A 25891-nucleotide genomic window follows, 5' to 3' on the forward strand; every position below is an offset into this window, starting at 1 on the left:
GTCATGCCCTTAGAAAGCTCGAGTTGTAAAGACTTAACAATCGCAAAATTATTAACACTTAGATGAGCCAGCATTTTATTTACCTGTATAACCGAACAATACTGTATAAGAGAACAGTATATACTGTTTCTTTATACAGTAAAGTCAGGTGAGGAAAATTTTCTTTGTAGGCTGTTTTTTTGTGATGACGTGGGAAAAATGAGCCGATGTGATTACAACGACTCATTAAAATTGAACAGGTTACGGACGAGTTGGGTTAATCGTTAGTGGTTCTAGTGTGACGACTGCATTCACACCTGCACCTGGGTGATCTACGTATGAAGTATCTTGCATTAGAGTGTAGTAAACGTCGACGAAGTCATCATCATTCGTGAGTACACCATCGGGGATAGTGTCGATGATCTTGTTCGTGATTTGCGGAATAATCGCGTAAGCCTGAACTTCTGGATCTGGAATCGCTTTCAATACTTCTTCGGCAACTTGAACAAGGAGTTTTGCCAATTGTTTATAGTCTGTGCCGTCATCTTGCTCCATGAGCACAATGTCTGCCGCACCCCAGCGGTAACGAGACCAGTGAATAATGATCTGATTTGGATAGTAATCTTGGTTATCGTAGTCTAAGTATGGAAGCTCCACCAAATCGAGAGTAGGTTCATCACGACTTGGATTGACGCCCGTTACGATAGCGTAGATTTCTGCCTTGCCAGAGATCCAAGGTTCTTTGTCATCGGCTAGACGGATCTTTTTCAACTGCGTGGTTTGAATTGGTGCCGCTTCGCCCACTGCGCTACTTGACAATAACGGTGTATTTTGGCGTTGTTCATCAGCAATATATGGTTGAACTAAAGCTGGTTGACCGAGTTTTTTCATCTCAGCTTGCATAGCTTGCAAGCCTGCTTTTAGCTCTGCAGAGCTATTGTTATCAACGACAAGTACAGGTACCTCAGGGAGCTGGTAAACATCGAGTTGATGGATGTTGCCATAAACATCAAATGCTTCGATGTATTGCCAATTCTCATCATCACCACTTGGTTCAAACGCAAATAATGGCTCGACCTCGCCACTTTGCCATGCTGTTATCATGGCTTCATTTGCCAAGCGAACTTCTAACAACTGATCTGAGTATTCAGAAATACCTTTCCAGCTACGAATTTGAGTGTCAGCTTGTACAAGCTGGCGGCTGAACTCTGAGTTAGGGTTTTGCTTAACAAATGCTGATACAGACACGTTAGTCTGTTGCGGAGTAATATCTCTTCTCAACATGGGTTCAATGGCAGCATAGTTCTCACTCAATTGTTGAGCTAGGGCACGCTTCGTCTTAGTGATATCTTCCGCTTTTGCGTTGGATACACTGTTGACTTGCGTTTCCTCTGATTGGCAGCCAATAAGTGCTAATGTACTGAGAACAGACAGAATGATGGTTTTCTTCATAATATGTCCTTTATTGATTGTATGAAATAGAGTTAATACTCTATTCATGGTGAGAATATCACCGGACATAGATCATTGAATTTGCTTTTCTATCTTTTGTGTAAAGTTTGCCCACAGGATCAAAATTTATAAGCTTCTCTTTAATGATGACAAATATCGTGTCGCCTCACTACTTTGTGTCTATTTCTTGTCTAAGAAAGCCAAAAGCCAGTAGCAATTGAGCTGCTGGCTTTTTTATTGAAGTTATTACCCTGAGTAACAAGTGTTAGAACAATTTACTAGACCAGCCAAGCTTATTCCGTAAGACGTGATAGTAGCTGTAGTCTTTTGGATGGATGAGCTTTAGTACATTTGGACTTTGATAAATGTGAATTTCGTCGCCAGGGGTAACTGGAAGTGAGACTTGTCCATCACAGCTAACTTCTTGTGTTCCACGGTTTTCTGGTGATACCACCAATTTAATTCGACGTTTTCCATCAACCACCAAAGGTCGACTCGACAATGTATGAGGGAACATTGGCACGAGTGAAATGGCATTCAAGCTAGGAGAAAGAATTGGGCCGCCGCCAGAAAGTGAATATGCCGTCGAGCCAGTCGGAGTGGAGACAATCAAACCGTCGGCCCGTAAAGAGAAGGCGAAGCTTTCATCTATGTACACTTCAAATTCAATCATATGAGCAATTTGCCCTGGGTGAAGTACGGCTTCGTTTAGCGCAGCGTTATGGCTCTTTATTTGTCCGTGGCGGTGTACTTCCGCCTCTAAAAGAAAACGTTCCTCTTCAATATACTCACCGTCGAGTACCGCTTGCAGAGACGCTTGGAAGTCGTCTGGGTTCAAGTCAGTTAAGAAGCCCAAATTTCCACGGTTCACGCCTATAACTGGCACATCAAATCGGGATAAAATTCTTGCCGCACCTAACATGTTGCCATCGCCACCAACCACAATGGCTAGATCGGCATTTTTTCCTAGTTCAACTAAGCTAGCAAACTGACTCTGTGGGATATCATCCAGTATTGCGGCAAGGCGATCGTCAATGAATACTTTATAGCCCTCAGAGGTCAACCATTGGTACAACTCTTTATGAGTTTGAATTGCTTGTTGATCTCTTGGTTTTCCGATAATCGCGATCACGTTACATGGATTTTTCATAGCATTTCCGCATTAAAGAGGCTTGAATCAGGAATCTTCATCCCCATAATAAGGGCAAGTCACCTAAATATGCGAATTTTTATGTGGTTAAAGCCCGCAAAAACGCGCATGGCTTTAAGGGCATTATGTTGAATTCTGGAGATATCATGAGCAACGAAGAAAACAAAGTTACAGAAGAAGAGCTTGATCAAATCATCGAAGAGGCTGAAAAAGTAGAAGCTGAAGCACAAGAAGTTGAAGCTGAGCTTGAAGAGCTTGGTGATGAGACAGACGCTAAGATTGCTCAACTAGAAGCGGCACTATTGTCTAGCGAGGCAAAAGTAAAAGAGCAACAAGATGCGGTGTTGCGTTCTAAAGCTGAAGTAGAAAACATGCGTCGTCGCACTGAGCAAGAGATCGATAAAGCACGTAAGTTTGCGTTGAACAAGTTTGCAGAAGAGCTGCTTCCTGTTATTGATAACCTAGAGCGTGCAATTCAAGCGGCAGATACAGAGAATGAAACTGTGAAGCCGTTCCTAGAAGGCGTTGAACTAACCCATAAAACGTTTGTAGACGTTGTAGCGAAATTTGGCTTGAAAGCAATCAACCCTGAAGGTGAAGCATTCAATCCAGAGTTCCATCAAGCGATGTCGATTCAGGAGAGCCCTGATCATGAATCAAACACTGTTATGTTTGTTATGCAAAAAGGTTACGAACTAAACGGCCGTGTGATTCGTCCGGCAATGGTAATGGTTGCTAAGTAACTTTAACTCCCTGTTTTTTTAAATATAAAAGCGCCCATCATTTTTGATGGGCGCTTTTTTGTTTTAAACATAAATGATTGCATCGAACTTCGTTGTATATCGATAAATGAAAATTTGATCCCCTTCATATTTTTTCCTATTGGTTAATTATTTTCCTATAGGAGATTTTCTCTCATCTCGCTGCGTGTTTATTAACGGGAAGGGCTATAAGTGATTGTAATCATTCGCTGCGTGAATGTTTGTTCTGCATAGGAATGTAAATATAGTCATTTTTTCTAAAACAATTTCGTTAACAAAAATGTAAATTATCACTTTATTTTGTAACTTTGGTGTGTATGATTTGCGACTAATGCTTTAAAAGTAAGCATATATAACTATAAAAATGTAAATAGCAAACACAACATATCGGAGATTTATAATGGATAAATCGCTTTCTAGTAAGATTTTTATAGGCTTGTTTGCCGGCCTTGTGCTGGGGACAGCAATTCAGTACTTATTTAGCGGTATTGCGATTTTTGATACATACCTACTTGGAGCTGCAGAAGGTGTTGGCGGCATGTTCGTCTCACTGATCAAATTGCTTGTTGTTCCTTTAGTTTACGTTTCAATCGTATGCGGCATTGTTGACTTGAAAGACATCAGTGCATTTGGTCGTCTTGGTGGAAAAACCTTTACCCTTTACATTCTTAACACCATCATTGCGATTACGGCGGCTTTGACTGTCGGCTTGATCTTCCAACCAGGAGCGGGCGCTAATCTAGCAGGAACGGTATCTGAGGCTGTACAGCTGACAACGACAGAGACGCCGGACATTTTCTCTTTAGTTGTTAACATTGTTCCTAGCAACCCTGTACAAGCGTTTGCTAGCGGCGACATGCTGCAAATCATCTTTATGGCAATTTTGACGGGGCTTGCAATTCAAGCTTTGGATTCTCGTGGTGGCCCAGCTATTCGCACATTCAAAATGGCAAATGAAATCATGATGAAATTGGTTGGATTAGTGATGAGTCTTGCACCATATGGTGTGTTCGCACTAATGATTCAACTAGGTGCAACGCTAAACGCCAATACATTAATGTCCGTTGCCGGTTACGTGGCTTTGGTGGTTGCGATGTTGGTGTTCTGGATCTTCTTCTTCTACCCAATGGCAGTGAGTATTGCGACAGGAACTTCTCCAAAGACTTTCCTACGTGCAACTCGTGAGCAGATTCTTTTCTCTCTATCTACCGCAAGCTCAAACGCGACTATCCCGGTCACGATGCGCACACTGACAGAAAAGCTTCAGGTCTCTAAATCGGTTGCTGGCTTCGGTGTACCACTGGGCGCAACGATGAATATGTCTGGTGTGTCTATCTATATTGCTCTAGCAACGATGTTTGTTGCGAACGCTTTTGGCCAGCCAATTAACACCGCAGACATCTTCACACTTGGCTTAACTATTCTTCTGTTATCTATTGGTGCTGGCGGCGTTCCTGGGGGCGGCGTGGTAATGGTAGGCGTTTTGCTTCACCAGCTGGGTTTACCACCTGAAGGTTTAGCAATCATTGCGGCGGTCGACCGTATCAATGATATGTTCTGTACATCATCTAACGTTGTCGGCGATACGGCAGTGAACACCATTGTTGCAAAAACAGAAGGTGAGATAGGTAAAGAAGAAGGTGTTGATGCTGAGCCTGCTCAAGCGAACGCCTAATACCTTGAATCATTTATTTTAACCCTAATATTGAAGCGAGCTCTTATGAGCTCGTTTTTTATTTAGGAAGAGTCGGGCATAAATAAATTTATCTGGGAAATGACGTTTTGTTGCGCTACAGCAGTGTGACGAGTTCCCAACTAATCAGAAAGAAACACATAAATTTCGAAAAAAGACGCTTTTTTTTAATTCTGCCCTTGAAAAGCATTTTGCCGCCCTTATCTATGTGGCATAGAGAAGCAAACATTGATTATTTTTGTTTGTGAGCAAGGGTTGAAACCCGATTCTCCTCCCCCCACATTGGGGTTATAACCAAACGAAAATAGAATTTATTCGGAGATAGCCAGATGGGTAAAATCATTGGTATTGACTTAGGTACTACTAACTCATGTGTTGCTGTATTAGACGGCGACAAACCACGTGTAATTGAAAACGCAGAGGGCGAACGTACTACTGCATCGGTTATTGCTTACACTGACGGTGAGACGCTAGTAGGTCAACCAGCGAAACGTCAAGCTGTAACTAACCCAGAAAACACGCTATTTGCAATTAAGCGTCTAATCGGTCGTCGTTTTGAAGACGAAGAAGTTCAGCGTGACATCGAAATCATGCCTTACAAAATCGTTAAGGCTGACAACGGTGATGCTTGGGTAGAAGCGAAAGGCCAAAAAATGGCAGCTCCTCAGGTTTCTGCTGAAGTTCTTAAGAAAATGAAGAAAACTGCTGAAGACTTCCTTGGTGAGGAAGTAACTGGCGCAGTTATCACAGTACCTGCTTACTTTAACGATGCTCAGCGTCAAGCGACAAAAGATGCTGGCCGTATCGCAGGTTTAGAAGTTAAACGTATCATCAACGAACCAACAGCAGCTGCGCTAGCTTACGGTCTTGATAAGAAAGGCGGCGATCGCACTATCGCGGTATACGACCTTGGTGGTGGTACATTCGATATTTCAATCATCGAAATCGATGAAGTTGAAGGCGAGAAAACATTCGAAGTTCTAGCAACTAACGGTGATACTCACCTAGGTGGTGAAGACTTTGATAACCGTCTAATCAACTACTTGGTTGATGAGTTCAACAAAGAGCAAGGCATCAACCTTAAGAACGACCCACTAGCAATGCAGCGTGTTAAAGAAGCAGCAGAGAAAGCGAAAATCGAGCTTTCTTCTACTTCTCAAACAGACGTAAACCTACCTTACGTTACTGCAGATGCAACTGGTCCTAAGCACATGAACATTAAAGTGACTCGTGCAAAACTAGAATCTCTAGTTGAAGACCTAGTACAACGCTCTCTTGAGCCATTAAAAGTAGCTCTAGCTGACGCTGACCTATCAGTAAACGACATCACTGACGTAATCCTAGTTGGTGGTCAGACTCGTATGCCAATGGTTCAAGCGAAAGTTGCTGAGTTCTTTGGTAAAGAAGCGCGCCGTGACGTAAACCCTGACGAAGCAGTAGCAATGGGTGCTGCAGTTCAAGGTGGTGTACTTGCTGGTGACGTTAAAGACGTACTACTACTAGACGTAACTCCACTGTCTCTAGGTATCGAGACAATGGGTGGCGTGATGACTAAGTTAGTTGAGAAGAACACAACTATCCCAACTAAAGCGAACCAAGTTTTCTCTACAGCGGAAGACAACCAGAGCGCGGTAACTATCCACGTTCTACAAGGTGAGCGTAAGCAAGCGATGTACAACAAGTCTCTAGGCCAATTTAACCTAGAAGGCATCCAGCCTGCACCACGTGGTATGCCACAAATCGAGGTTACGTTTGACCTTGATGCGGACGGTATCCTACACGTATCTGCGAAAGACAAGCAGACTGGTAAAGAGCAGAAGATCACTATCCAAGCTTCTGGCGGTCTAAGCGATGAAGACATCGAGAAAATGGTTCAAGAAGCAGAAGCTAACAAAGAAGCGGACAAGAAGTTCGAAGAGCTAGCAACTGCACGTAACCAAGCTGACCAAATGATTCACGGTACTCGTAAGCAAGTAGAAGAAGCTGGTGAAGCGCTACCTGCAGAAGAGAAAGAGAAGATTGAAGCAGCAATTTCTGAGCTAGAAACAGCACGTAAAGGCGAAGACAAAGAAGCTATCGATGCTAAAGTTCAAGCACTAATGACTGCTTCTCAAAAGCTGATGGAAATCGCTCAACAACAAGCTCAAGCGCAGCAAGCACAAGGTGCTGACGCAGGTGCACAGTCTAAAGAAGACGACGTTGTAGATGCTGAGTTCGAAGAAGTTAAAGACGACAAGAAATAATATTTCTTAACCAGATGGCTACTTAGCCATCTGGGGTCGATAAGACTTCGTGTGCGGGCGTTTGGGGCAACTCTTACGCCCGTCTGTTTGTAAACGCTGTCTTTCTAGTTAAGTATGTTGCAGACAAGTGCACTTACCTAGAACGATACAAACACCAAGCGGTGAATCGATGCCGTTTGTAGTAATTAACTGGTGACGAAGAACATGTCAAAACGTGATTTTTACGAAGTATTAGGCGTAAGCCGTGATGCCTCAGAGCGCGATATCAAAAAGGCGTATAAGCGTCTAGCGATGAAATTCCACCCAGACCGAAACCAGGGTGATGATTCTGCGGCGGACAAGTTTAAAGAAGTAAAAGAAGCGTACGAAGTTCTGACCGACCCTCAAAAGAAAGCGGCGTACGACCAATACGGTCATGCTGCTTTTGAACAAGGCGGCGGTGGTTTCGGTGGCGGCGGCTTTGGCGGCGGCGGTGCTGATTTCGGCGACATCTTTGGCGATGTATTCGGTGACATCTTTGGTGGTGGTCGTCGTGGCGGTGGTGGCCACCGTGCCCAGCGAGGTGCTGACCTACGTTACAACATGGAATTAACGCTAGAAGAAGCAGTTCGTGGTGTAACGAAAGAGATCGAAGTACCGACACTAGTACACTGTGATACCTGTGATGGTAGTGGCGCGAAGAAAGGTTCATCTGCTGAAACATGTGGTACCTGTCATGGTCATGGTCAAGTACAGATGCGACAAGGCTTCTTCGCAGTGCAACAAACCTGTCCTACCTGTCACGGTAAAGGTAAAATCATTAAAGACCCTTGTAATGAGTGTCATGGTCAAGGTCGTAAGCAGAAAACAAAAACACTTAACGTTAAGATCCCTGCAGGTGTTGATACTGGCGACCGTATTCGTCTATCTGGCGAAGGTGAAGCGGGAGAAATGGGGGCGCCTGCTGGCGACTTGTATGTACAAGTGCACGTGAAAGAGCACCATATCTTCGAGCGTGATGGCAACAACCTATACTGTGAAGTGCCAGTAAGCTTTGCGATGGCGGCTCTAGGTGGTGAAGTTGAAGTGCCAACTCTAGATGGTCGCGTAAGCCTAAAAGTACCTTCAGAAACGCAAACAGGTCGTATGTTCCGCATGCGTGGTAAAGGTGTGAAAGGCGTTCGCGGTGGCGGTGTTGGTGATCTTATTGTGAAGTTGGTTGTTGAAACACCAGTAAACCTAAGCTCACGCCAAAAAGAACTGCTCAAAGAGTTTGAAGAGTCTTGTGGTGGTGAAGCGGCGACAAAGCACAAGCCTAAATCAGAAGGCTTTTTCAACGGTGTGAAAAAGTTCTTTGATGATTTAACCAGCTAAAACGTTAGTGAAAAGCACAAATACAAAGGCCTGCTAAAATGCAGGCCTTTTTGCATCTCGGTGTTCTTGCTAGTTCCAGCAATCACTTGGTTCTTCGACATTTGTTGACGTTAAAGTAATCGTTTTAGAACCAGTCAAGCACTCGTCGTCGTCTTGTCCAAGAGGTGATTTTGCTGTTGCTGTAATGGTATAGGCCGTACTTGCAGAGCTAGCAATATCGAAAGAAAATCTATTTTTGTCTGAGTCACATAGAGTGCATGTTCCTCCAGAGAGAATATGACTCCAGTCGTACCCACCATCATAAGATGTCTCTAGCTCTAGCTGAATTCGACTAAGATCGCTCAAGGCAACCGTCCTATGAGACTTGATTACATGATTAGTGTAAGAAGGGTAGGCGATCGCAGCAATGATCCCGACAATCACGACAGCTATCAGTAATTCGATCAATGTCATCCCTCTCAATCCTTTTTTGTAGCCGTTACAACGAGAAATTCGAATCATCACGAGTAGTTTCCTTTTCACTTTTCCGCCTATTTTTGGCAGGTGATAGCATCTGTGCAAGATGAATTACGGCCCTTTTGCCGTTTACATAGGAATTTGGGAAATGCCTCGCGGGTTTACGTTGTTGGAGCTTCTTATTACTGTTGCTGTACTGAGTATTATATTGGCGTTTGCAGCTCCAAGCTTTAGCCGTGTTTCACAAACTGTGCAAATGCAGCGATTGGCAACTGAATTAGCTGGTTTTCTAAGCCAAAGTAAGTCCGAGGCGGTAATGAGAAATCAAAAGTTATATATACATTTCTCCATGGCTAAAAACGTTGTTGTCAGTCAAGGGGCATGGTCTCTACAGTTAACTGACTCATCTAGCGGCTCAGGGGGAGTAATCTTAAACCTTTCCGGCTCCGCATACTCTGAATTATCTTTGAAGCACAGTTACGATAATCAAAAAATAAGCTTCGATGAGGTCCGTGGACGGCCCCAAGGAGGAAATATAGAGTTTTTCCCAACCAATGCTCAAAACATAAAACTACAAGCAAAGATCTCAAACCCTCCTGGGAGGATTAAGATTTGTAGTAATTCTGGAGCGAAGTTATATGATTACCGTCAGTGCTAACAAACGCTATCAAATAGGTAGCTCTTTAATTGAATTAATGATTAGTTCTTTAATTGGGTTAATTGTTCTTAGTGTAGTGGGCTCTATATTCTTGAGTTTACAAAAAACAGCAAAAGAAAAAAGCTTAGAGCTAAATTTATTGCAAAGTCTTAATATCACTTTATCTGTTATGAAAGAAGATATTCAAAGGGCTGGTTATGATGGTGGTCATGGTATGTCTCTTAAATTATCCGGAGCCTTGGAAACAATTACAATCAGTGGTGCATCTTCTATTGGTTTTGTTTATTTTAGAGATGACTCTCCGCTAAATAAAAACTATAGAAATATTAAGTATGAGAAGCGAGATAGCAAACTTGTAATCTGTGAAAATGGCGTAGTATCCCAAGCCAAAATACTGTCTTTTGATGGTGTGGATTTTTGTCGTTCTTTATTTGATGAAGATATTTTTCAAGTGACGAGTTTTACAGTAAATTCTGATGTCGTAACGAATGGCACAAATATTAGCGCTGTAACGGATGTTACTTTGGCTTTACAAACTGTAGATGGCGTAATTAATCAAGTTGCAGAGTTTTCAATTAAGCAAAGGAATTGGCAATGAGATCTAAATTTGGATGTTCTGGGTACACGACGTTGTTAGTAACATCCATACTATTATTGTTTGCTTTGATTACATCTCTCGCATCATCAAAGGGAGTATTTTTTCAATTAAAAGTGGCTCAGAATGAACTAAAAGCTCGACAAGAACATTGGAAGGCTGAAGGAGGACTGGAATGTGCTTTTGCACAAATAAAGGAGAAGATGTTAGTTCTTCCTCCTTCCGGAACAATTACTTTACTAGGCTGTACAGTATCTACTACGATAAAAAAACTCAGCGATTATGAATATTTGGTTACATCTAAAGAGGGAAATACAAATTTAAGTAAAGTGATAATTTCGACAGGGAACGGCCTTGGTGCTGTACTAAAAACGAGTGCGTCGGTAGAGCTTACTGGCTCAATGCACTTTGTCCCTAAAGCAAAAGGTTTGTCGTCTGACAGTGAGTGTACATCTATTATTGCTGGTGGAACCGTGAGTTATGTAGCAAGTGTAAGTGGTTCTGATGAGCACTTTCTGACGGTGGACAGTTCAGTCAGTAGTCATGCTACTGGGATTTTAGGGGCTCCTAGCTTTACTTGTAAGAATTCGCACAAATCCAATTTATTTGAAGAAACCAAACGTCCAACCTACCTAGCTACTACTAGCACTTCGAATAAAAATGAAGATATCAAAGAAAATGTTGCAAATATTTCGGTTTTCAAAGACTTATTCACTATGGATTTCAACGCAGTTAACGTAGCAAAACTCAAAAACGAGATTAAAGCGGATCCTGTTGGCGTTGTAATTGCTAGCGGTAAGACACCTAAAGGTTGGGTTAAGTCATGCCATACTAAGTTAGCTAATGCTTACGCTGCTGGAAAACGAAGGTTTTGGGTCGATGGCAGTTGCGCAATATCAGGAAATATTTTTGGTTCTACTACTCAGCCTGTAGATAATGCTATTCAGCTTATTATTTATGATGGTGTTCTCTACAGTCAAAGTATGAGTTATTTTGATGGACTTCTTTACCAATACCTTTCAAAGCCAACTGTGTTGGATGTTAAAGAAATATGGATTGATCTTTTTGATTCTAAAAATGATATAGGTGTAACCCCTACTTCTTTTCACAAGCATGATATTAATAATGACTTTAATAAATATGCTTTTTTGCTAGATGGTTCATTGAAGCTTGATGGCGGGATAGGGTTAGATGCAGAAGATAGAACTATAAAATTAAATGGATCTTTGATACCTGCCTACAATGGTGGAAAGAGCGGCAAGTACATTGAGAAACTAAAGTGGCAGCGAGGCTCCTGGAATGATCTCTAAACAAAAAGGTTTTAACCTTCTTGAAGTTCTAATTTCTTTTCTGCTTATCGGTGTTGGGGCTCTAGGTTTAACTAAGCTAAACGTGTATCTAGAACGCGAATCCGAATATGCCATAAAAAGTATTGAAGCACTGCGTCTAACAGAGAACCAGCTTGAATGGTTCCGAACGCGTGGTGCTTCGGATGCGCTTTCTACGATTTCTACTGCCAGTTTTGCCTCTATCGTGACAGGATCTTCCGCCACTGGAGCGTACACGGTGGAGTGGGATGTGCCACCTGCTACTGTATCAGGTTCACTAAAGACGATGATCATCACAACAAGTTGGGAAGATAGAATGGGGCAGACGCAATCCGTTCAGCTTAAAACGATGATCTCACAATACAGTGAATTCGAAAACTAAGTTCAATTGCATACATGGGCTGGGACAAATGCGGGTGTAATTCCTGTTTAATACCGGATTTGTCACGGTTAATAAATAGTTTTTGAACTGTTAATTGAGTTGATGTGCTACTGTTTTTATTATGTTTAATTGAAGTGGTGTTTTTGCAAAATATGTCTCCAATTATGAAAAAAAATCTAGAACCTTGTGCTTTCTCCATTAGTGTTTACTAGAATACTCGTTGGATAGTAGGTCGTTATAATTATTCAAATAGGCCTTGGCACCAACATCATTCACTATGGAGTTACCATGAGTAACCAAGCTGTAAATAAGGCACCATCATCGAAGCCGAGCGGGATGGAGCGCTTTTTAAACTTTATCGAGAGGACAGGTAACAAAATTCCTGATCCTGCGATTTTGTTCTTCTGGGCATTGATCATTACTTGGGCGGCGTCAGCACTTTTGTCGAATGTATCATTCGATCTTCCAAACCCTCGAACGGGCGAAGCTCTTAGTATCACCAACTTACTTACGGGCGAAGCGCTAGCAAGTTTCCTTGCTAACATGGTGACGACGTTTACTGGCTTTGCGCCACTGGGTATCGTACTTGTCGCAATGCTAGGTGTGGGTGTTGCAGATTCTTCGGGCTTTATTACGACGGGTCTTAAGAAGATGCTGAACTTCACGCCAGCTAAGCTTCTTACTCCAATGCTTATTTTGGTTGCCATTGTATCGCATACTGCGGCAGATGCAGGCTATGTTCTGGTTATTCCTCTTGGCGGTATTATCTTCCATGCGGCAGGTCGTCACCCTTTAGCAGGTATTGCGGCAGCATTTGCAGGTGTATCTGGTGGCTTCTCTGCAAACTTTATCCCTTCAGGTATCGATCCGCTATTGGCTGGCTTTACGCAAACTGCGGCGCAGGTTCTTGATCCTGAATATGTGGTTAACCCATTAGCGAACATCTTCTTCACTGGCCTATCCTCTATCATTATTGTGGGGATTGGTTGGTACGTGACAGAGAAAATCATCGAGCCTCGTTTATCAAAAATGCCAATTGATGATGATGCGGAAACCGCGCCAAACCTAGGTTCATTTACTGAACTGGAATCAAAAGCATTCCGTTATGCAGGTTGGGCAATGATGGCGGGTATTGCTTTACTTGTTGCAGCGTTAATTCCAGAAACATCAGCACTTCGCTCGCCTGAAGGTGAAATTACTGCCTTCTCAGCACCGATAATGAAGTCTATCGTGCCGTTGATCTTTATTCTGTTTATCATTCCTGGTTACGTTTACGGTAAAGTGTCTGGAACGTTCAAGACCAGCAACGACATCATCAAAGCGATGGCTGATACTATGTCAACCATGGGCGCATACATTGTTATGTCGTTCTTCTGTGCTCAGTTCCTATCTGCATTTGCTCAGTCAAACATCGGTACGATGCTAGCGTTGTATGGCGCAGAAGGCTTAAAAGCGATGAACCTACCAGGTGAAGTGACCATCATCGGTATGATCCTTCTAACCGCGTCTGTAAACCTACTTATTGGTTCGGCATCGGCAAAATGGGCTTTAATTGGTCCAATCCTAGTGCCAATGCTAATGGCGGTTGGTATCTCGCCTGAGCTGTCTCAGGCGGCTTACCGTGTGGGTGACTCTGTATCGAACATCATTTCGCCTCTAATGGTATTTTTCCCTCTTGTTGTGGTTTACTGTCAGCGTTATGTGAAGTCGGCTGGTATCGGTACGCTTGCGTCACTAATGATGCCATTCTCGATCGCAATGCTGATCGGTTGGTCTATCTTCCTAGTTGCTTATTGGATGGTAGGTATCCCGCTAGGCATTCAAGCTCCTTACACTTACACAATGTAAAAACGTGTAGGGTGTGAAAGCCGCTAATTGGCAGCCAAAAAGCGCAGGTCTTCGATCTGCGTTTTTTTGTTCTCGTAAAACGAACATCGATAGGTCTTGTAACTAGTTTTTTGGAGTTGCAGACTTTGTCCCGTGATGTGTTGCTGTAGTGAAACCGAAGTTGGTGATAAAATTCCTGACTTCAATCGTTTTTTGTTTCTTTGGAGCCTCCTTTGTCTAACCATCCGTTTTCCCCTCAAGATGAATTGTTTATGCGCAGAGCGATGGAGCTTGCTGAGCAAGCAGAAGCTGAGGGGGAAGTACCTGTTGGCGCAGTGCTTGTCAAAGATGGTGAAATTATCGCTGAGGGGTGGAATCGCTCTATTGGTACTAATGACGCTACCGCACATGCTGAGATCCAAACGCTGCGTAAAGCAGGCCAAAAGCTAGAAAATTACCGCCTTCTGGATACGACGTTATATGTAACACTTGAGCCATGCCCAATGTGTGCCGGAGCCTTATTGCATAGCCGCGTTAAGCGGGTTGTTTTTGGAGCGCCAGATTTAAAAGCTGGAGCAGCAGGAACAGTGCTTAATTTGTTTGAAAGCCAAGCCGCTTACCATTACGCCTTAATTGAAAAGGGGCTGCTAGAAGATGAGTGCCGTACTCAGCTACAAGCGTTTTTTAAGCGCCGCCGAAAGGAAATTAAAGCGAAGAAGCAAGCACAAAAAGCATTAGAAAATGGAGAGAGCGAACAAGGTAGTAGGAGTAGTGAGGGCTAGCAAACACCTACAACGTGGTAGATGTTTGCTTGGACGCACTAGTGATTGACTAAATGTACAAAAACACGATTACGTGAACTTACTTTCTTTTTCATACATGTCAGTTTACGTTTACGTCGGATAGCAGCTACTGTGTTATTTAAACGCTTTGACTGCACTCTACGTCTTCTCATATTCAAAACCTCCTGCAGACAAGACTTATACCAGTAAAGTGCGGCTCATCGATGCTTGGCAATAGGCTCGATAATCGCACTAAACATTGTATGGTTTAAACGTTCTTCATTTGACTTCTGCATTGCACAGAGCCAGCAAACAATTTCAATACGATGCTTAATAATAGGAGTGACGTTATTTCGGCAGAGTGTAGCCGAAAGCGCCGCTTCATCAAGTGAGCTAAACCATGTGGTTGTAAAGTAATCTGTTACAAAGCAATCAGTTTTACTAACGATGAAGAAAAGGCGACCAACCAAAGGAATGGTTGAGTGTGGTTGGTGTCACTCAGAATATTGGAGTCTAGATAAGTTTTCGTTAGGACTCAACAAAAATGACGAGCTTTATAGGCTCGTCATTTTTTAGTTTACCGCGGGTTTATTCTTCAATGCTTTCTTGTTCGGTGTCTTCTTCAACCGTGACGTCAGAAGCGCCAGAGACTTGTTCTACGACGGTCTCTACTGCGCCCGATATCAAAATGTCGGGGTTGAGCGGCGGAATCACTTGCAAGTCATCGCTATTCTCATCAATCGCTGGCTGTTGGCTGACATGACCAATGATGGATTGGTAATAACGTCGAATATTTTCTACGTAATTACGCGCTTCATCGCCTCTGGCGTACCCATAGCGAGTTTGACTGTAATAGCGCTTCTGACGCAGTAAAGGCAGCCTGTCTTTTACATCCGCCCAAGCGTTCGGATCGCCACCTTGTGCTTTGGTGAGTCGTCGTGCGTCCATCATGTGGCCGTAACCAATATTGTATGAAGCTAACGCAAACCATATTTTTTCATGCTCGTTAATGCTATCAGGCACGCGACTTACAATACGGCGTAAGTACTCGACACCACCACGAACAGATTGCTCAGGGTCCAAACGGTTAGTCACCCCGACGCTTTTCGCCGTTGGCAGAGTCAGCATCATCATCCCCCTAACACCCGTTGGCGATTTTGCTGTTGGTTTCCAGTGTGACTCTTGATAAGCCAATGCTGCAATTAAGCGCCAGTCGAACTCTTCGCTGTACTTTTGGAATAAAGGTGCCCACTTAGGCAATTTGTCATCCAGAGCTCGAATGAATGCGCGAGTATCAACGTAATCAAATGCTTCAATATGACCAATGTACTTTTCTTCGAGGGTGGACAGTTCTCCTGATTGTTTGATGTTACCGAAAAACTCTATCAGCATCGCATACAAACTTTCGTCTTCAGAACGTCGAGTAAACCAAGATACTGGTTGATCTTCTGTAAGTTCAAACGCGAGCGCAAGATCGGGGTAAAGGCGTTGAGCAAGGGAAAGTTCCACCGAATCAGTCACAGTAAAACGTAACTCACCCGTCGATACGTATTTGAGTAAGTCTCTCGTGTCAGCATCACCAACAATTTCAAACTGAAGTTCTGGATACTGCTTCTTTAACGCTGTTAGGGTCGGAACATATTGCGATTGTTCAACGATCTTTAATGTTTGAGCGCCTGCATTTGTATCTTCGTCGGACTCGTCGTCTTTCGAGGCTTGGTATTCAATGAGTTGTTCGATATCACGTGGTCGAAGTTGCCCTTTTTTATATACCACTTGTTGGCTTACATAATAATAGGCAGGGCCTGGTCTAAATCGTTTGACTGCTTGTGACGTTTGATTTAAACCCGTAGCGATGATATCGATATCTCCTTTCTTAAGAGCAGGAAAAAGCTCAGCCTGGCGAAAGGCTGGTTTAATCTCGAGTTTGACGCCGAGCTGTTCCGCAAACTGACGCGCCAATTCGTAATCCAACCCTGCGGGACCATCGGGACCTATGTAGTAGGAAAGCTGATTGTTTAGCGTGCCAACACGAAGCACACCACGTTCTTGAATTTTTTCAAATTCACTTTTGGGCTCCGACTCAATCTGGCAAGCTGAGAGCAAAAGAACAGAAACTAAAATTAGAGCACTGCGCTTGAGCCGGTTGAAGTGACTTATTTGCATTAATAGGTACATCTTGGAAAATTTCTATTTGCCTTTATATCAAAGCGAGCTCATGGGGCAAAGTGAATCACACACTTATAACGTGACATTGTGTGTTTTATCGACATTTTAGTTGTAATTCAAATTTGACAAAAAAAATGACGCAAACGGTTGCTTTTGGTGTTACATCACAAAAACAATTACTATATAATGCGCTCGCAATGACGAGGTGGAATCGGCATAGGTTCGACAGGGCTTATTTTAAGTGTCTGAATTTATTCCAATATCACCTTAATCAATTGCATAAGAGACCTAAGCACATGAGAATTTTGCGTGGCTCCCCAGCTCTTTCTGAGTTTCGTGTTAATAAACTACTGGAACTTTGTCGTGAACAAGATCTGCCTGTAACTAGCATTTATGCCGAGTTTATGCACTTTGCCGATCTAAAGTCAGACCTTGATGACCAAGAGTTAGAAAAACTTGAAAAGTTACTAACTTACGGCCCAACCATCGAAGAGCATGAGCCTGAAGGTCTTCTACTTCTTGTCACGCCTCGTCCTGGCACTATCTCGCCTTGGTCTTCTAAATCTACCGATATCGCTGTTAACTGTGGTCTGGATAAAGTGAAACGTCTAGAGCGTGGTACGGCTTATTATGTCGAATCTTCAGTTGTTCTATCAGAAGCTCAAGCTGACGCTGTTAAAGCGTTAATTCACGACCGCATGATGGAAACAGTATTCACAGCATTTGAAGCCGCATCAGCATTATTTACTGTTGCAGAGCCTAAGCCTGTCGCACATGTTGATATCTTAGCTGGCGGTCGTCTTGCGCTTGAAGAGGCAAACGTTTCCCTTGGCTTGGCACTCGCAGAAGATGAAATTGATTACTTGGTAGAGAACTTTACTAAGCTTGGGCGTAACCCAAACGACATTGAATTGATGATGTTTGCTCAGGCGAACTCAGAGCATTGTCGCCACAAAATTTTTAACGCAGATTGGACTATCGACGGGGTAGATCAACCTAAGTCTTTGTTCAAAATGATCAAAAACACTTTTGAAACGACACCTGACTATGTGCTGTCTGCATACAAAGACAACGCAGCCGTTATGACAGGTTCTAAAGCGGGGCGTTTCTTCCCTGACCCTAAATCTCGTCAATACACGTACCACCATGAAGATACGCACATCTTGATGAAGGTAGAAACGCACAACCACCCAACGGCAATCTCTCCATGGCCGGGCGCATCGACTGGCTCAGGCGGTGAAATCCGTGACGAAGGCGCGACGGGTATCGGCGGTAAGCCAAAAGCGGGTCTGGTTGGTTTTACAACCTCTAACTTACGTATTCCTGGTTTTGAACAGCCATGGGAAACCGACTTCGGCAAGCCGGGTCGTATTGTGAATGCGTTAGACATCATGCTTGAAGGCCCTCTTGGCGGCGCGGCATTCAACAACGAATTTGGTCGTCCAAATCTATTGGGTTACTTCCGTACTTACGAAGAAAAAGTCACTTCTCATGCGGGTGAAGAAATTCGTGGTTACCACAAACCAATCATGATTGCTGGTGGTATGGGTAACATCCGCGATGAACACGTACAGAAGAAAGAGATCCCTGTAGGTGCGAGCCTAATCGTACTTGGTGGTCCGGCAATGAACATCGGTCTTGGTGGTGGTGCGGCATCTTCCATGGCATCTGGTCAGTCAGCAGAAGATCTGGACTTCGCTTCGGTACAGCGTGAAAACCCAGAGATGGAACGTCGCTGTCAGGAAGTGATCGACCGTTGTTGGCAGTTAGGCGACGATAACCCAATCGCATTTATCCACGATGTGGGTGCAGGCGGTATCTCTAACGCATTGCCTGAACTTGTCGACGACGGTGAGCGTGGCGGTAAGTTCCAATTACGCGATGTACCAAACGATGAGCCGGGCATGAGCCCACTGGAAATCTGGTGTAACGAATCACAGGAACGTTACGTTCTAGCGGTAGCGCCAGAAAACATGGAAGCATTCGACGCCATCTGTAAGCGTGAACGCGCACCGTATGCAGTGGTGGGTGTGGCGACAGAAGAGCGTCATCTAACGCTAGAAGATTCTCACTTCGACAATACGCCAATCGATATGCCAATGGATATCCTGCTTGGTAAGCCACCGAAGATGCACCGTGACGCAACCACACTAAAAGTGGAAAGCCCTGCCATTGTTCGTGATGGTATTGAGCTTAATGAAGCAGTGGATCGCGTACTTCGTCTTCCTGCTGTTGCAGAAAAAACATTCCTAATTACTATCGGTGACCGAACAGTAACGGGTCTGGTTGCTCGTGATCAAATGGTTGGTCCTTGGCAGGTACCAGTAGCAAACTGCGCAGTAACAGCGGCAAGCTACGACACTTACCATGGCGAAGCAATGTCGATGGGTGAGCGCACGCCAGTGGCATTACTAGACTTTGGTGCATCGGCTCGCCTAGCAGTTGGTGAGTCACTAACGAACATTGCGGCAACAGACATCGGTGATATTAAACACATTAAACTGTCTGCGAACTGGATGTCTCCAGCGGGTCACCCAGGTGAAGATGCGGGTCTTTACGAAGCAGTGAAAGCGGTTGGTGAAGAATTGTGTCCTGCGTTAGGTTTGACTATCCCAGTTGGTAAAGACTCCATGTCGATGAAAACCAAGTGGGAAGAAAACGGCGAGAGCAAAGAAGTCACTTCTCCACTGTCGCTAGTTATCACGGCATTTGGTCGTGTGGAAGACGTACGTAAGACCGTGACTCCACAACTACGCACTGACAAAGGAGATACCTCTCTAGTTCTTGTTGACTTGGGTAACGGAAAAAACCGCTTAGGTGCGACAGCATTGGCACAAGTATACAAACAGCTGGGTGACAAACCTGCTGACGTAGATAATGCAGAGCAGCTAAAAGGCTTCTTTGATGCAATACAAGCGTTAGTACGTGATGACAAGCTGGTGGCTTACCACGATAAAGGCGACGGCGGTCTGTTTGTAACGCTTGCTGAGATGGCGTTCGCGGGTCACTGTGGCGTAAAAGCGAACATCGCAGAGCTGGGTGATGATGCGCTAGCCGTTCTATTTAACGAAGAGCTAGGTGCGGTTGTTCAAGTTAAGAGTGATGATTTAGATTCAGTTCTATCTACTCTGGCGGCAAACGGCTTAGAGGCATGCTCACATGTGATTGGTTCTGTTGAAGCTTCAGACGACTTTGTTATCACTTCTGGTGATGCTGTTATGCTTGAACGTTCACGTACCGAACTACGCGTTATCTGGGCTGAAACAACGCATAAGATGCAAGGTCTACGTGATAACCCAGCGTGTGCAGACCAAGAGCACGAAGCTAAGAAAGATAACTCTGACCCGGGTCTAAACGTTAAGCTCAGCTTCGACGTAAATGAAGACGTTGCAGCACCGTACATTGCGAAAGGTGCTAAACCTAAGATGGCAATTCTACGTGAGCAGGGCGTTAACTCCCACGTCGAAATGGCAGCAGCGTTTGACCGAGCTGGTTTTGAAGCAACCGACATCCATATGAGCGATATCCTAACGGGCCAAGCGGTACTGGATGAATACCATGGCCTAGTAGCTTGTGGTGGCTTCTCTTACGGCGACGTACTAGGTGCGGGTGAAGGTTGGGCTAAGTCTATCCTGTTTAACGCACAAGCTCGTGAACAGTTCCAAGCCTTCTTCAACCGTGAAGAGACGTTCTCTTTAGGTGTATGTAACGGTTGTCAGATGCTATCAAACCTGAAAGAGCTGATCCCAGGTGCAGACTTGTGGCCACGTTTTGTGCGCAACGAATCTGAGCGTTTTGAAGCGCGCTTTAGTCTAGTTGAAGTTCAGAAATCTGACTCTGTATTCTTCGACGGAATGGCTGGTTCGCGCATGCCAATCGCGGTTTCCCACGGTGAAGGGCGTGTAGAAGTACGTGATGCAGAGCACCTAGCAGCGATTGAAGCATCAGGTACGGTTGCGGTTCGTTACGTGGATAACCTCGGTAACCCAACACAACAATACCCGAACAACCCGAATGGTTCGCCAAACGCGATTACCGGTTTAACAACAACAGACGGTCGCGTAACTATCATGATGCCTCACCCAGAGCGCGTATTCCGCACAGTTGCAAATTCTTGGGCTCCGGAAGGTTGGGGTGAAAATGGCGCTTGGATGCGTATGTTCCAAAATGCCCGTAAGAATATCGGTTAATTAACCAAAGGTTAATCTAGCTTAAGTAAAGCGTTGGTTGAGAGACCAGCGCTTTCTTTTTTCTTATCACTCTTTTTTCTTCGTCGCTCTTTCTAGTGACTTGGCGAAACGTTGCTTTGTTCTGCCTCTTCTTTGTCATCTATTATCTAGCGTAAAAAACTTGCAGCGTTTAGATTACTTTTATGCTCTAATACCGCGCTTACCAAGGGATGGTGTTAAACAGCTCAGCTTAGATGGAGTTATCAAGTTGACCGAATCCCTGATTGATCCCTAAATCCCTTAGGAAATGAAAGAAATGTCTAAGAATCCAAAATTTGCTATCCGCGTCACTGAAAAACGTAACGGCTGGAGCGCAGAAATCACTCGCCAAGTGACATCTCGTAAGACTGTAGTATCAAAGCGTGAAACAGGCTTTGACAGCGAAGAGAAAGCACAAGCTTGGGCTGAACAAGAACTGGCTGGATTTATCCAAAACCAAGTGGTTCGTAACGAGCGTAAAGCAGCGCAACGTCAAGAGCGCGAAGCAGAACAACTAGCGGCAAAAGTTCGTAAAGAAGAAGCCCGCAAAGCACGTGAAACCGAAGTAGACACTGACGAAGAATAAGTTTAAATCGGTGAGATGGTGACGTTACCCATCAAACAAATAGTGAAAATGCCCTGAGTTTTGTCTCAGGGCATTTTTTATTTATATCGGCTAAAAACAATCCGACGATACGGACAAGCTAAACGTGCCGTCTTCAGGGGCTGCAAATTGTTTATTGCCAGGAAGAAGGTGAGGGTTATTAGCATAAGTGCGATGTGTCGATTTGACCTTTGCAGAATGTCTTTCCGGTAAATCAAAGTGTTGTAAGCCGTCAGATAGATCGTTTGCTTCACCGTAGTCGAAATGTGTTGCGACGTCTTTGGGCTGCTTGGCGTAACGACAGTGATCCGGCTTACCATCTTCGTGCCAAGTTAAAGAGTTAGTTTTTGCATCTAGATTCAGGTTATTTGCTGTTGGCTGTGCGTAAAAATCTTCTGAAACTTGGTGCTTGCTTTGTTCTTGTAAGTAGTCTGCAATGTTCTCAGAAGCTTGCGCTAGGCTACCTACAGGGAAGAAGCAAATCAGAAGAAGCCGTGTTTTTAGATTGTTCATAATGTGTATGCAAGCAAAAGGAAATGATAATACTGATAAATAAAACGGCGTGCAATTATGGCCATTGGATACGATATAACAGGGCAGTTAATGTCTGCCCTGCATCTTTTAGGTATGGTTAGTATTGATAAGTGAGGTGCAGTTTGACTTCGCGACCAGGCGAAGGCACGCCATTAGATAGGTATGCTTCGTAGTAACGATCGGTTAAGTTTTTCACAACCGCGCCAACGCTCAAGCCTTCGACTTGCTGTATTTCCCAAACCACGTAAGCGTTTTGTAGCGTGTATTGCTCACTTGGCGATTTCACTTTTAAATTATTACCGCTTGCCTTGGTTTTGGTTTGCGCATCATACCAGCGGACTTCCCAGCCCGTACGTAAACCAGGAATCCATTCGTAACCTAAACCCAGATTAATGTTTAATGGCGGTACATCAGGATGATCATCATCTGAACCTGTAGAGTCAGATAGGCTACCTTTGTTTTTGCCGCGAATGTAACTTGCTGAGAAATTACTGTAGAAATCTTCAATCCGGTATTGTGAAATTAGCTCAAAGCCATAGTTTTTAAAGCCATCTAGGTTTGTATTCCAGCTTTGTAACTCAGTAGTATTTTTGTCGAGGTTTTCGCCCGTTCGTATATCAACTGTGTCGCTAACATCGTTATAGAACATAGTTAACTCTGTTGCGAGGTTATCGCGAGAGTTCACCAGCCCTTCCGTTAAGTTGATAACGCTTGCTTGATAAGCATGGATACGAGACACGTCCAGATTCAAAGCAGTAGCCGTAGCGGTAGCTCGCGCATATTGCACTGAGTAGATGTTATCAACGGTTGGTGCTTTTAAAGCGTAGGCGTAGGAGGCGTTTAAACGCGTATTATTGCTCGCATCAAAGTCGATATCCAAACGTGGGCTAAAGCCTTTATGCGTCGTTTCACCATAGTCATGTCCGGCAGCTGGATCATTATAATCCGGCGCTGCGTTCCCTTTTCCTTCACTCTTGATGTATTCGTAACGCAGAGAAGGTGTGATTGTTAGGCGGTCTGTTGCTTGATAGTGATCAGCAATGTAAGCGGCATAAATTGACTGCGTGCCAGATGGTTCGTAGTAAGGGGTGTACCAACCGTAGTTTTTCGCTTCATTACTGTCGTATGATGCGTTGAATACTAACGAGTCTCTATCGGTTTTTTGATATTGAAGCCCAGTGACTAGAGTGTGGTCTCCGAATTGCGCTTGGTTAAACACATCAACGTAATCACGCTCGTAACTCAGCCATGACTCATGACCGTAACTGCCAACAGAAACGAACATTTTCTCGAATGCTACGTCAGGGCGAACCCAATGACGATCGTTTTCGGAACGTGCCATTTTGATATTGAAATCAATATACGGGTTAGTCGGCATGTAGTGGTAAGAGATGGTCGTGGTGTTGTCCGTGTATTTGTTATCGACGGTGTAAGCGTATTGGGCTTTTTCTAATGAGCCGTATTTCTTGATATTGTATTCGGTGATGTTAGGCATTTTTCCGCGGCGGTTAGCCCAAGGTTTACGACCTTCATCTTTGTAGCGAGTGTGGCTAATTTCAAACTCGTGATCGTTGTTTTCATAACCGACCTTTACGAGCATGTTTTCTTGCTCATAACCTGAGTAATCCAGCGTTTCACCACCTCCGACTTTAATGTCATCAGAATCTTTTACCGAGCCATTCGCTAGAAAATAAAAACCAGTATCGTTTTTACCATAGAGTGTTAGTGTGTAGGCGTTCTCATCGCCGTTGGTGTTGTATGCACTTGAGATGCGAGCACCAAAGTTTCTTTCGCCGTACAGGAGATCATCGACACTTTTGGTTTTAATGCGAATGGAGCCACCAAACTTCCCGTTGAGTGCTCGATAGTCGTGCGCGCCCTTGATAATTTCTGCTTCGCCAATTAAGAACGGATCAAAAAAGAAGGTACCGTAGCGGTATTGTTGAAAGCCAATTGGAGCGCCATCGACAAAGACGGCGATATCGCTTGGATCATCAAAACCACGAATGTTAATACGTTCACCACCAGAACGACCGCCACCATCTATTGATGCACCGGGAACGGCATCGATCATTGAGGCAAAATTAGAGTACTGTTGCTCTTCAATCTCTGACCAATTAATGGTGGTTTGCGCAGGCTCAGCAATGGTAATAGGTTTGGCATAACGAACGCCTATGACTTCAAGCTCTTCATTTGGCGCTGTCTCGGCATATGAATAAAGAGGGAAGAGCAAAGCCAGTGAAATGAGATTTACTTTGAATGGATGACTTTTTAATCGTTTCATATTGATGATTTATAGTGTTTTTATGAAGCTGGGATTATAAGAACATTATTACGATTAATAAATGATAATGAGATTAATTATCAAATGTGTTTTTGCGACGGATTGTAAAGTTTTTTATCCATTCGTGGAAACTACGATAAGTATCGTTAGCGTACATAAAACAAAAAGCCCAGCATCATGGACGCTGAGCTTATTGGCTTTAAACAAGATAGTGCGAGCACTGTTGCTCCTTTTGAGCTAATCAGGCGCCTATTTGATAGGAATTACTGAGTTTCTAACGGTATCTGTCCGGTTGTCAGCGGCTCGGCATCGAATTCAGTGAGGCCTTCAATATAGCTTTCGACTGCTTGCTCTAAAGCATTATCACCTTGGTTAAAATAGGCAAGGTGGAAAATTGCATCGCCTTCGTTCACCAATGGTAATGTTTGTTGACCGATAACCAAACCACGCTTCGGGGCTTTTAGTTCTATCTCATCATGACCAAGAGGAGAGCTAATATAAGCGAGCGTTTCCCCCTGTTCTACTTTGTCTCCCAGATTAACGACAGTACGCAAAATGCCGTTACCTGACGCGCGAACCCAGCTGGTGGACTTCGCTATGATAGGCTCAGGCAGCTTTTTCCTGCTCGCACGCAACATACCAATGGCTTGCATTACGCGCCGAACCCCGAGTACACCAGCGCTTATCGAAAGTGGATCAAAACGCAATGCTTCGCCAGCTTCGTAGGTGAGCACTGGAATATCGCATTTTTCTGCTTCACTGCGTAAAGAGCCATCACGCAATGCTGAATCAACAATCACTGGCGTCGCAAATGCTTGAGCAATACGTAGAGTTTCTGGGTTGCTTAAGTTTGCGCGAATCTGTGGCAAGTTCGTGCGGTGAATGGCTCCTGTGTGTAGATCCAAAATGTAGTCACAACGCTTGGCAATGTTGTTAAAGAACCCGTGTGCCATACGAGATGCAAGTGCGCCTTTTTCACTGCCAGGAAAGCAACGGTTGAGATCTCGTCGGTCGGGCAAGTAACGAGATTTATGGATGAAACCAAAAACGTTAACGATAGGTACTGCAATGACAGTGCCTTTCAGTTTTTGTGGATCCAGTTGGTTAATGATCTGACGAACGATTTCTACGCCATTAAGCTCATCACCATGGATAGCAGCATTCACCATTAACACTGGTCCTTCTTGTTTCCCATGGATGATTTCCACAGGAATAGATAAAGGCGAATGTGTATATAGCTTCGCTGCTTCAAATTCGATCTCTAATCGTTGTCCTGGTTGTATTTGATGTCCTAAGAGCTCAAACACTTTGCTTTTTTTACTTCTGGCCATAAACCATCTCTGTCAAATGCGTCATCAGCAATGTAACAATTGCTGCAAAATCGCACTAATCATTCTCATTAAGGACACGACAAATTACTTTAATCGTCATGC

General features: G+C 44.0%; 19 protein-coding genes. 12 read left to right on the forward strand and 7 right to left on the reverse strand.

Annotated elements, in window-relative coordinates:
• Positions 1-240: 240 nt before the first annotated feature.
• Both R7Q46_RS22150 and nadK read right to left on the reverse strand, forming a co-directional pair.
• Positions 241-1431 carry a DUF3103 domain-containing protein gene (locus R7Q46_RS22150; RefSeq protein ID WP_005383752.1) on the reverse strand — a complete coding sequence of 397 codons (1191 nt, stop codon included), beginning with the start codon at positions 1429-1431 and terminating at the stop codon, positions 241-243.
• Positions 1432-1696: 265 nt separating this feature from the next.
• Positions 1697-2581, reverse strand: coding sequence for an NAD(+) kinase (gene nadK / locus R7Q46_RS22155; RefSeq protein ID WP_005381631.1), 885 nt, complete (start codon positions 2579-2581; stop codon positions 1697-1699).
• A 146-nt stretch (positions 2582-2727) separates the two neighbouring features.
• Here nadK and grpE point away from each other — a divergent pair, with 146 nt between their 5' ends.
• The 4 genes from grpE (at position 2728) to dnaJ (ending at position 8631) form a co-directional block, all read left to right on the forward strand.
• Positions 2728-3324, forward strand: coding sequence for a nucleotide exchange factor GrpE (gene grpE, locus R7Q46_RS22160; protein ID WP_021034134.1), 597 nt, complete (start codon positions 2728-2730; stop codon positions 3322-3324).
• 418 nt (positions 3325-3742) lie between these two features.
• On the forward strand, positions 3743-5017 hold the full coding sequence (locus R7Q46_RS22165; RefSeq protein ID WP_005381625.1) for a dicarboxylate/amino acid:cation symporter: 1275 nt from the start codon (positions 3743-3745) through the stop codon (positions 5015-5017).
• Between the two features lie 347 nt (positions 5018-5364).
• A complete protein-coding gene (gene dnaK, locus R7Q46_RS22170; protein WP_005381623.1) occupies positions 5365-7278 on the forward strand; it encodes a molecular chaperone DnaK in 1914 nt (637 codons plus the stop codon).
• Between the two features lie 204 nt (positions 7279-7482).
• Positions 7483-8631, forward strand: coding sequence for a molecular chaperone DnaJ (gene dnaJ, locus R7Q46_RS22175; RefSeq protein ID WP_005381620.1), 1149 nt, complete (start codon positions 7483-7485; stop codon positions 8629-8631).
• Positions 8632-8700: 69 nt separating this feature from the next.
• On the opposite strand, the gene R7Q46_RS22180 is transcribed toward dnaJ, so the two are convergent.
• A complete protein-coding gene (locus R7Q46_RS22180) occupies positions 8701-9132 on the reverse strand; it encodes a type IV pilin protein (RefSeq protein WP_053302986.1) in 432 nt (143 codons plus the stop codon).
• 103 nt (positions 9133-9235) lie between these two features.
• On the opposite strand from R7Q46_RS22180, the gene R7Q46_RS22185 reads away from it, so the two are divergent.
• The 6 genes from R7Q46_RS22185 (at position 9236) to tadA (ending at position 14659) form a co-directional block, all read left to right on the forward strand.
• On the forward strand, positions 9236-9745 hold the full coding sequence (locus tag R7Q46_RS22185) for a GspH/FimT family pseudopilin (protein ID WP_031780847.1): 510 nt from the start codon (positions 9236-9238) through the stop codon (positions 9743-9745).
• Positions 9726-10343, forward strand: a complete 618-nt coding sequence (locus R7Q46_RS22190) for a PilW family protein (RefSeq protein ID WP_005383755.1) — start codon at positions 9726-9728, stop codon at positions 10341-10343. The genes R7Q46_RS22185 and R7Q46_RS22190 overlap by 20 nt, the downstream gene beginning before the upstream one ends.
• Positions 10340-11650 carry a hypothetical protein gene (locus tag R7Q46_RS22195; RefSeq protein ID WP_064369023.1) on the forward strand — a complete coding sequence of 437 codons (1311 nt, stop codon included), beginning with the start codon at positions 10340-10342 and terminating at the stop codon, positions 11648-11650. The genes R7Q46_RS22190 and R7Q46_RS22195 overlap by 4 nt, the downstream gene beginning before the upstream one ends.
• Positions 11640-12050: a prepilin-type N-terminal cleavage/methylation domain-containing protein gene (locus R7Q46_RS22200; protein WP_318077796.1), complete on the forward strand. Its 411-nt coding sequence runs from the start codon at positions 11640-11642 to the stop codon at positions 12048-12050. Before R7Q46_RS22195 ends, R7Q46_RS22200 begins: the two co-directional genes overlap by 11 nt.
• 288 nt (positions 12051-12338) lie before the next feature.
• Positions 12339-13898 (forward strand): AbgT family transporter, encoded by a 1560-nt coding sequence (locus R7Q46_RS22205; RefSeq protein ID WP_017820592.1) that lies wholly within the window; start codon positions 12339-12341, stop codon positions 13896-13898.
• A gap of 212 nt (positions 13899-14110) precedes the next feature.
• Complete coding sequence (gene tadA / locus R7Q46_RS22210) at positions 14111-14659, forward strand: tRNA adenosine(34) deaminase TadA (protein WP_082240141.1); 549 nt, start codon at positions 14111-14113, stop codon at positions 14657-14659.
• Positions 14660-15247: 588 nt separating this feature from the next.
• On the opposite strand, the gene mltF is transcribed toward tadA, so the two are convergent.
• Positions 15248-16825 carry a membrane-bound lytic murein transglycosylase MltF gene (mltF, locus tag R7Q46_RS22215; protein WP_031779069.1) on the reverse strand — a complete coding sequence of 526 codons (1578 nt, stop codon included), beginning with the start codon at positions 16823-16825 and terminating at the stop codon, positions 15248-15250.
• Positions 16826-17124: 299 nt separating this feature from the next.
• Between mltF and purL the strand changes: the two genes are divergently transcribed.
• On the forward strand, positions 17125-21018 hold the full coding sequence (gene purL / locus R7Q46_RS22220) for a phosphoribosylformylglycinamidine synthase (protein WP_213872086.1): 3894 nt from the start codon (positions 17125-17127) through the stop codon (positions 21016-21018).
• Between the two features lie 295 nt (positions 21019-21313).
• Complete coding sequence (locus tag R7Q46_RS22225) at positions 21314-21622, forward strand: DUF3622 domain-containing protein (protein ID WP_025998700.1); 309 nt, start codon at positions 21314-21316, stop codon at positions 21620-21622.
• Between the two features lie 90 nt (positions 21623-21712).
• Here the strand turns inward: R7Q46_RS22225 and R7Q46_RS22230 are convergent, their stop codons facing one another.
• The 3 genes from R7Q46_RS22230 to R7Q46_RS22240 all read right to left on the reverse strand — a co-directional run bounded on the left by R7Q46_RS22230 (position 21713) and on the right by R7Q46_RS22240 (position 25789).
• Complete coding sequence (locus R7Q46_RS22230; protein ID WP_005381599.1) at positions 21713-22153, reverse strand: hypothetical protein; 441 nt, start codon at positions 22151-22153, stop codon at positions 21713-21715.
• Positions 22154-22271: 118 nt separating this feature from the next.
• Positions 22272-24458, reverse strand: a complete 2187-nt coding sequence (locus R7Q46_RS22235) for a TonB-dependent receptor domain-containing protein (RefSeq protein WP_104975924.1) — start codon at positions 24456-24458, stop codon at positions 22272-22274.
• A gap of 263 nt (positions 24459-24721) precedes the next feature.
• Positions 24722-25789: a succinylglutamate desuccinylase/aspartoacylase family protein gene (locus R7Q46_RS22240; RefSeq protein WP_017820600.1), complete on the reverse strand. Its 1068-nt coding sequence runs from the start codon at positions 25787-25789 to the stop codon at positions 24722-24724.
• Positions 25790-25891: the final 102 nt, after the last annotated feature.

The organism is Vibrio sp. 811 (assembly GCF_033339195.1).

Coding starts and splice junctions, on each gene's coding strand:
- dnaK (WP_005381623.1), top strand. CDS start 5,365: ATGGGTAAAATCATTGGTATTGACTTAGGTACTACTAACTCATGTGTT.
- R7Q46_RS22240 (WP_017820600.1), bottom strand. CDS start 25,789: ATGGCCAGAAGTAAAAAAAGCAAAGTGTTTGAGCTCTTAGGACATCAA.
- nadK (WP_005381631.1), bottom strand. CDS start 2,581: ATGAAAAATCCATGTAACGTGATCGCGATTATCGGAAAACCAAGAGAT.
- grpE (WP_021034134.1), top strand. CDS start 2,728: ATGAGCAACGAAGAAAACAAAGTTACAGAAGAAGAGCTTGATCAAATC.
- R7Q46_RS22150 (WP_005383752.1), bottom strand. CDS start 1,431: ATGAAGAAAACCATCATTCTGTCTGTTCTCAGTACATTAGCACTTATT.
- R7Q46_RS22230 (WP_005381599.1), bottom strand. CDS start 22,153: ATGAACAATCTAAAAACACGGCTTCTTCTGATTTGCTTCTTCCCTGTA.
- R7Q46_RS22205 (WP_017820592.1), top strand. CDS start 12,339: ATGAGTAACCAAGCTGTAAATAAGGCACCATCATCGAAGCCGAGCGGG.
- R7Q46_RS22190 (WP_005383755.1), top strand. CDS start 9,726: ATGATTACCGTCAGTGCTAACAAACGCTATCAAATAGGTAGCTCTTTA.
- mltF (WP_031779069.1), bottom strand. CDS start 16,825: ATGCAAATAAGTCACTTCAACCGGCTCAAGCGCAGTGCTCTAATTTTA.
- dnaJ (WP_005381620.1), top strand. CDS start 7,483: ATGTCAAAACGTGATTTTTACGAAGTATTAGGCGTAAGCCGTGATGCC.
- R7Q46_RS22180 (WP_053302986.1), bottom strand. CDS start 9,132: ATGATTCGAATTTCTCGTTGTAACGGCTACAAAAAAGGATTGAGAGGG.
- R7Q46_RS22235 (WP_104975924.1), bottom strand. CDS start 24,458: ATGAAACGATTAAAAAGTCATCCATTCAAAGTAAATCTCATTTCACTG.
- purL (WP_213872086.1), top strand. CDS start 17,125: ATGAGAATTTTGCGTGGCTCCCCAGCTCTTTCTGAGTTTCGTGTTAAT.
- R7Q46_RS22195 (WP_064369023.1), top strand. CDS start 10,340: ATGAGATCTAAATTTGGATGTTCTGGGTACACGACGTTGTTAGTAACA.
- R7Q46_RS22225 (WP_025998700.1), top strand. CDS start 21,314: ATGTCTAAGAATCCAAAATTTGCTATCCGCGTCACTGAAAAACGTAAC.
- R7Q46_RS22200 (WP_318077796.1), top strand. CDS start 11,640: ATGATCTCTAAACAAAAAGGTTTTAACCTTCTTGAAGTTCTAATTTCT.
- R7Q46_RS22165 (WP_005381625.1), top strand. CDS start 3,743: ATGGATAAATCGCTTTCTAGTAAGATTTTTATAGGCTTGTTTGCCGGC.
- R7Q46_RS22185 (WP_031780847.1), top strand. CDS start 9,236: ATGCCTCGCGGGTTTACGTTGTTGGAGCTTCTTATTACTGTTGCTGTA.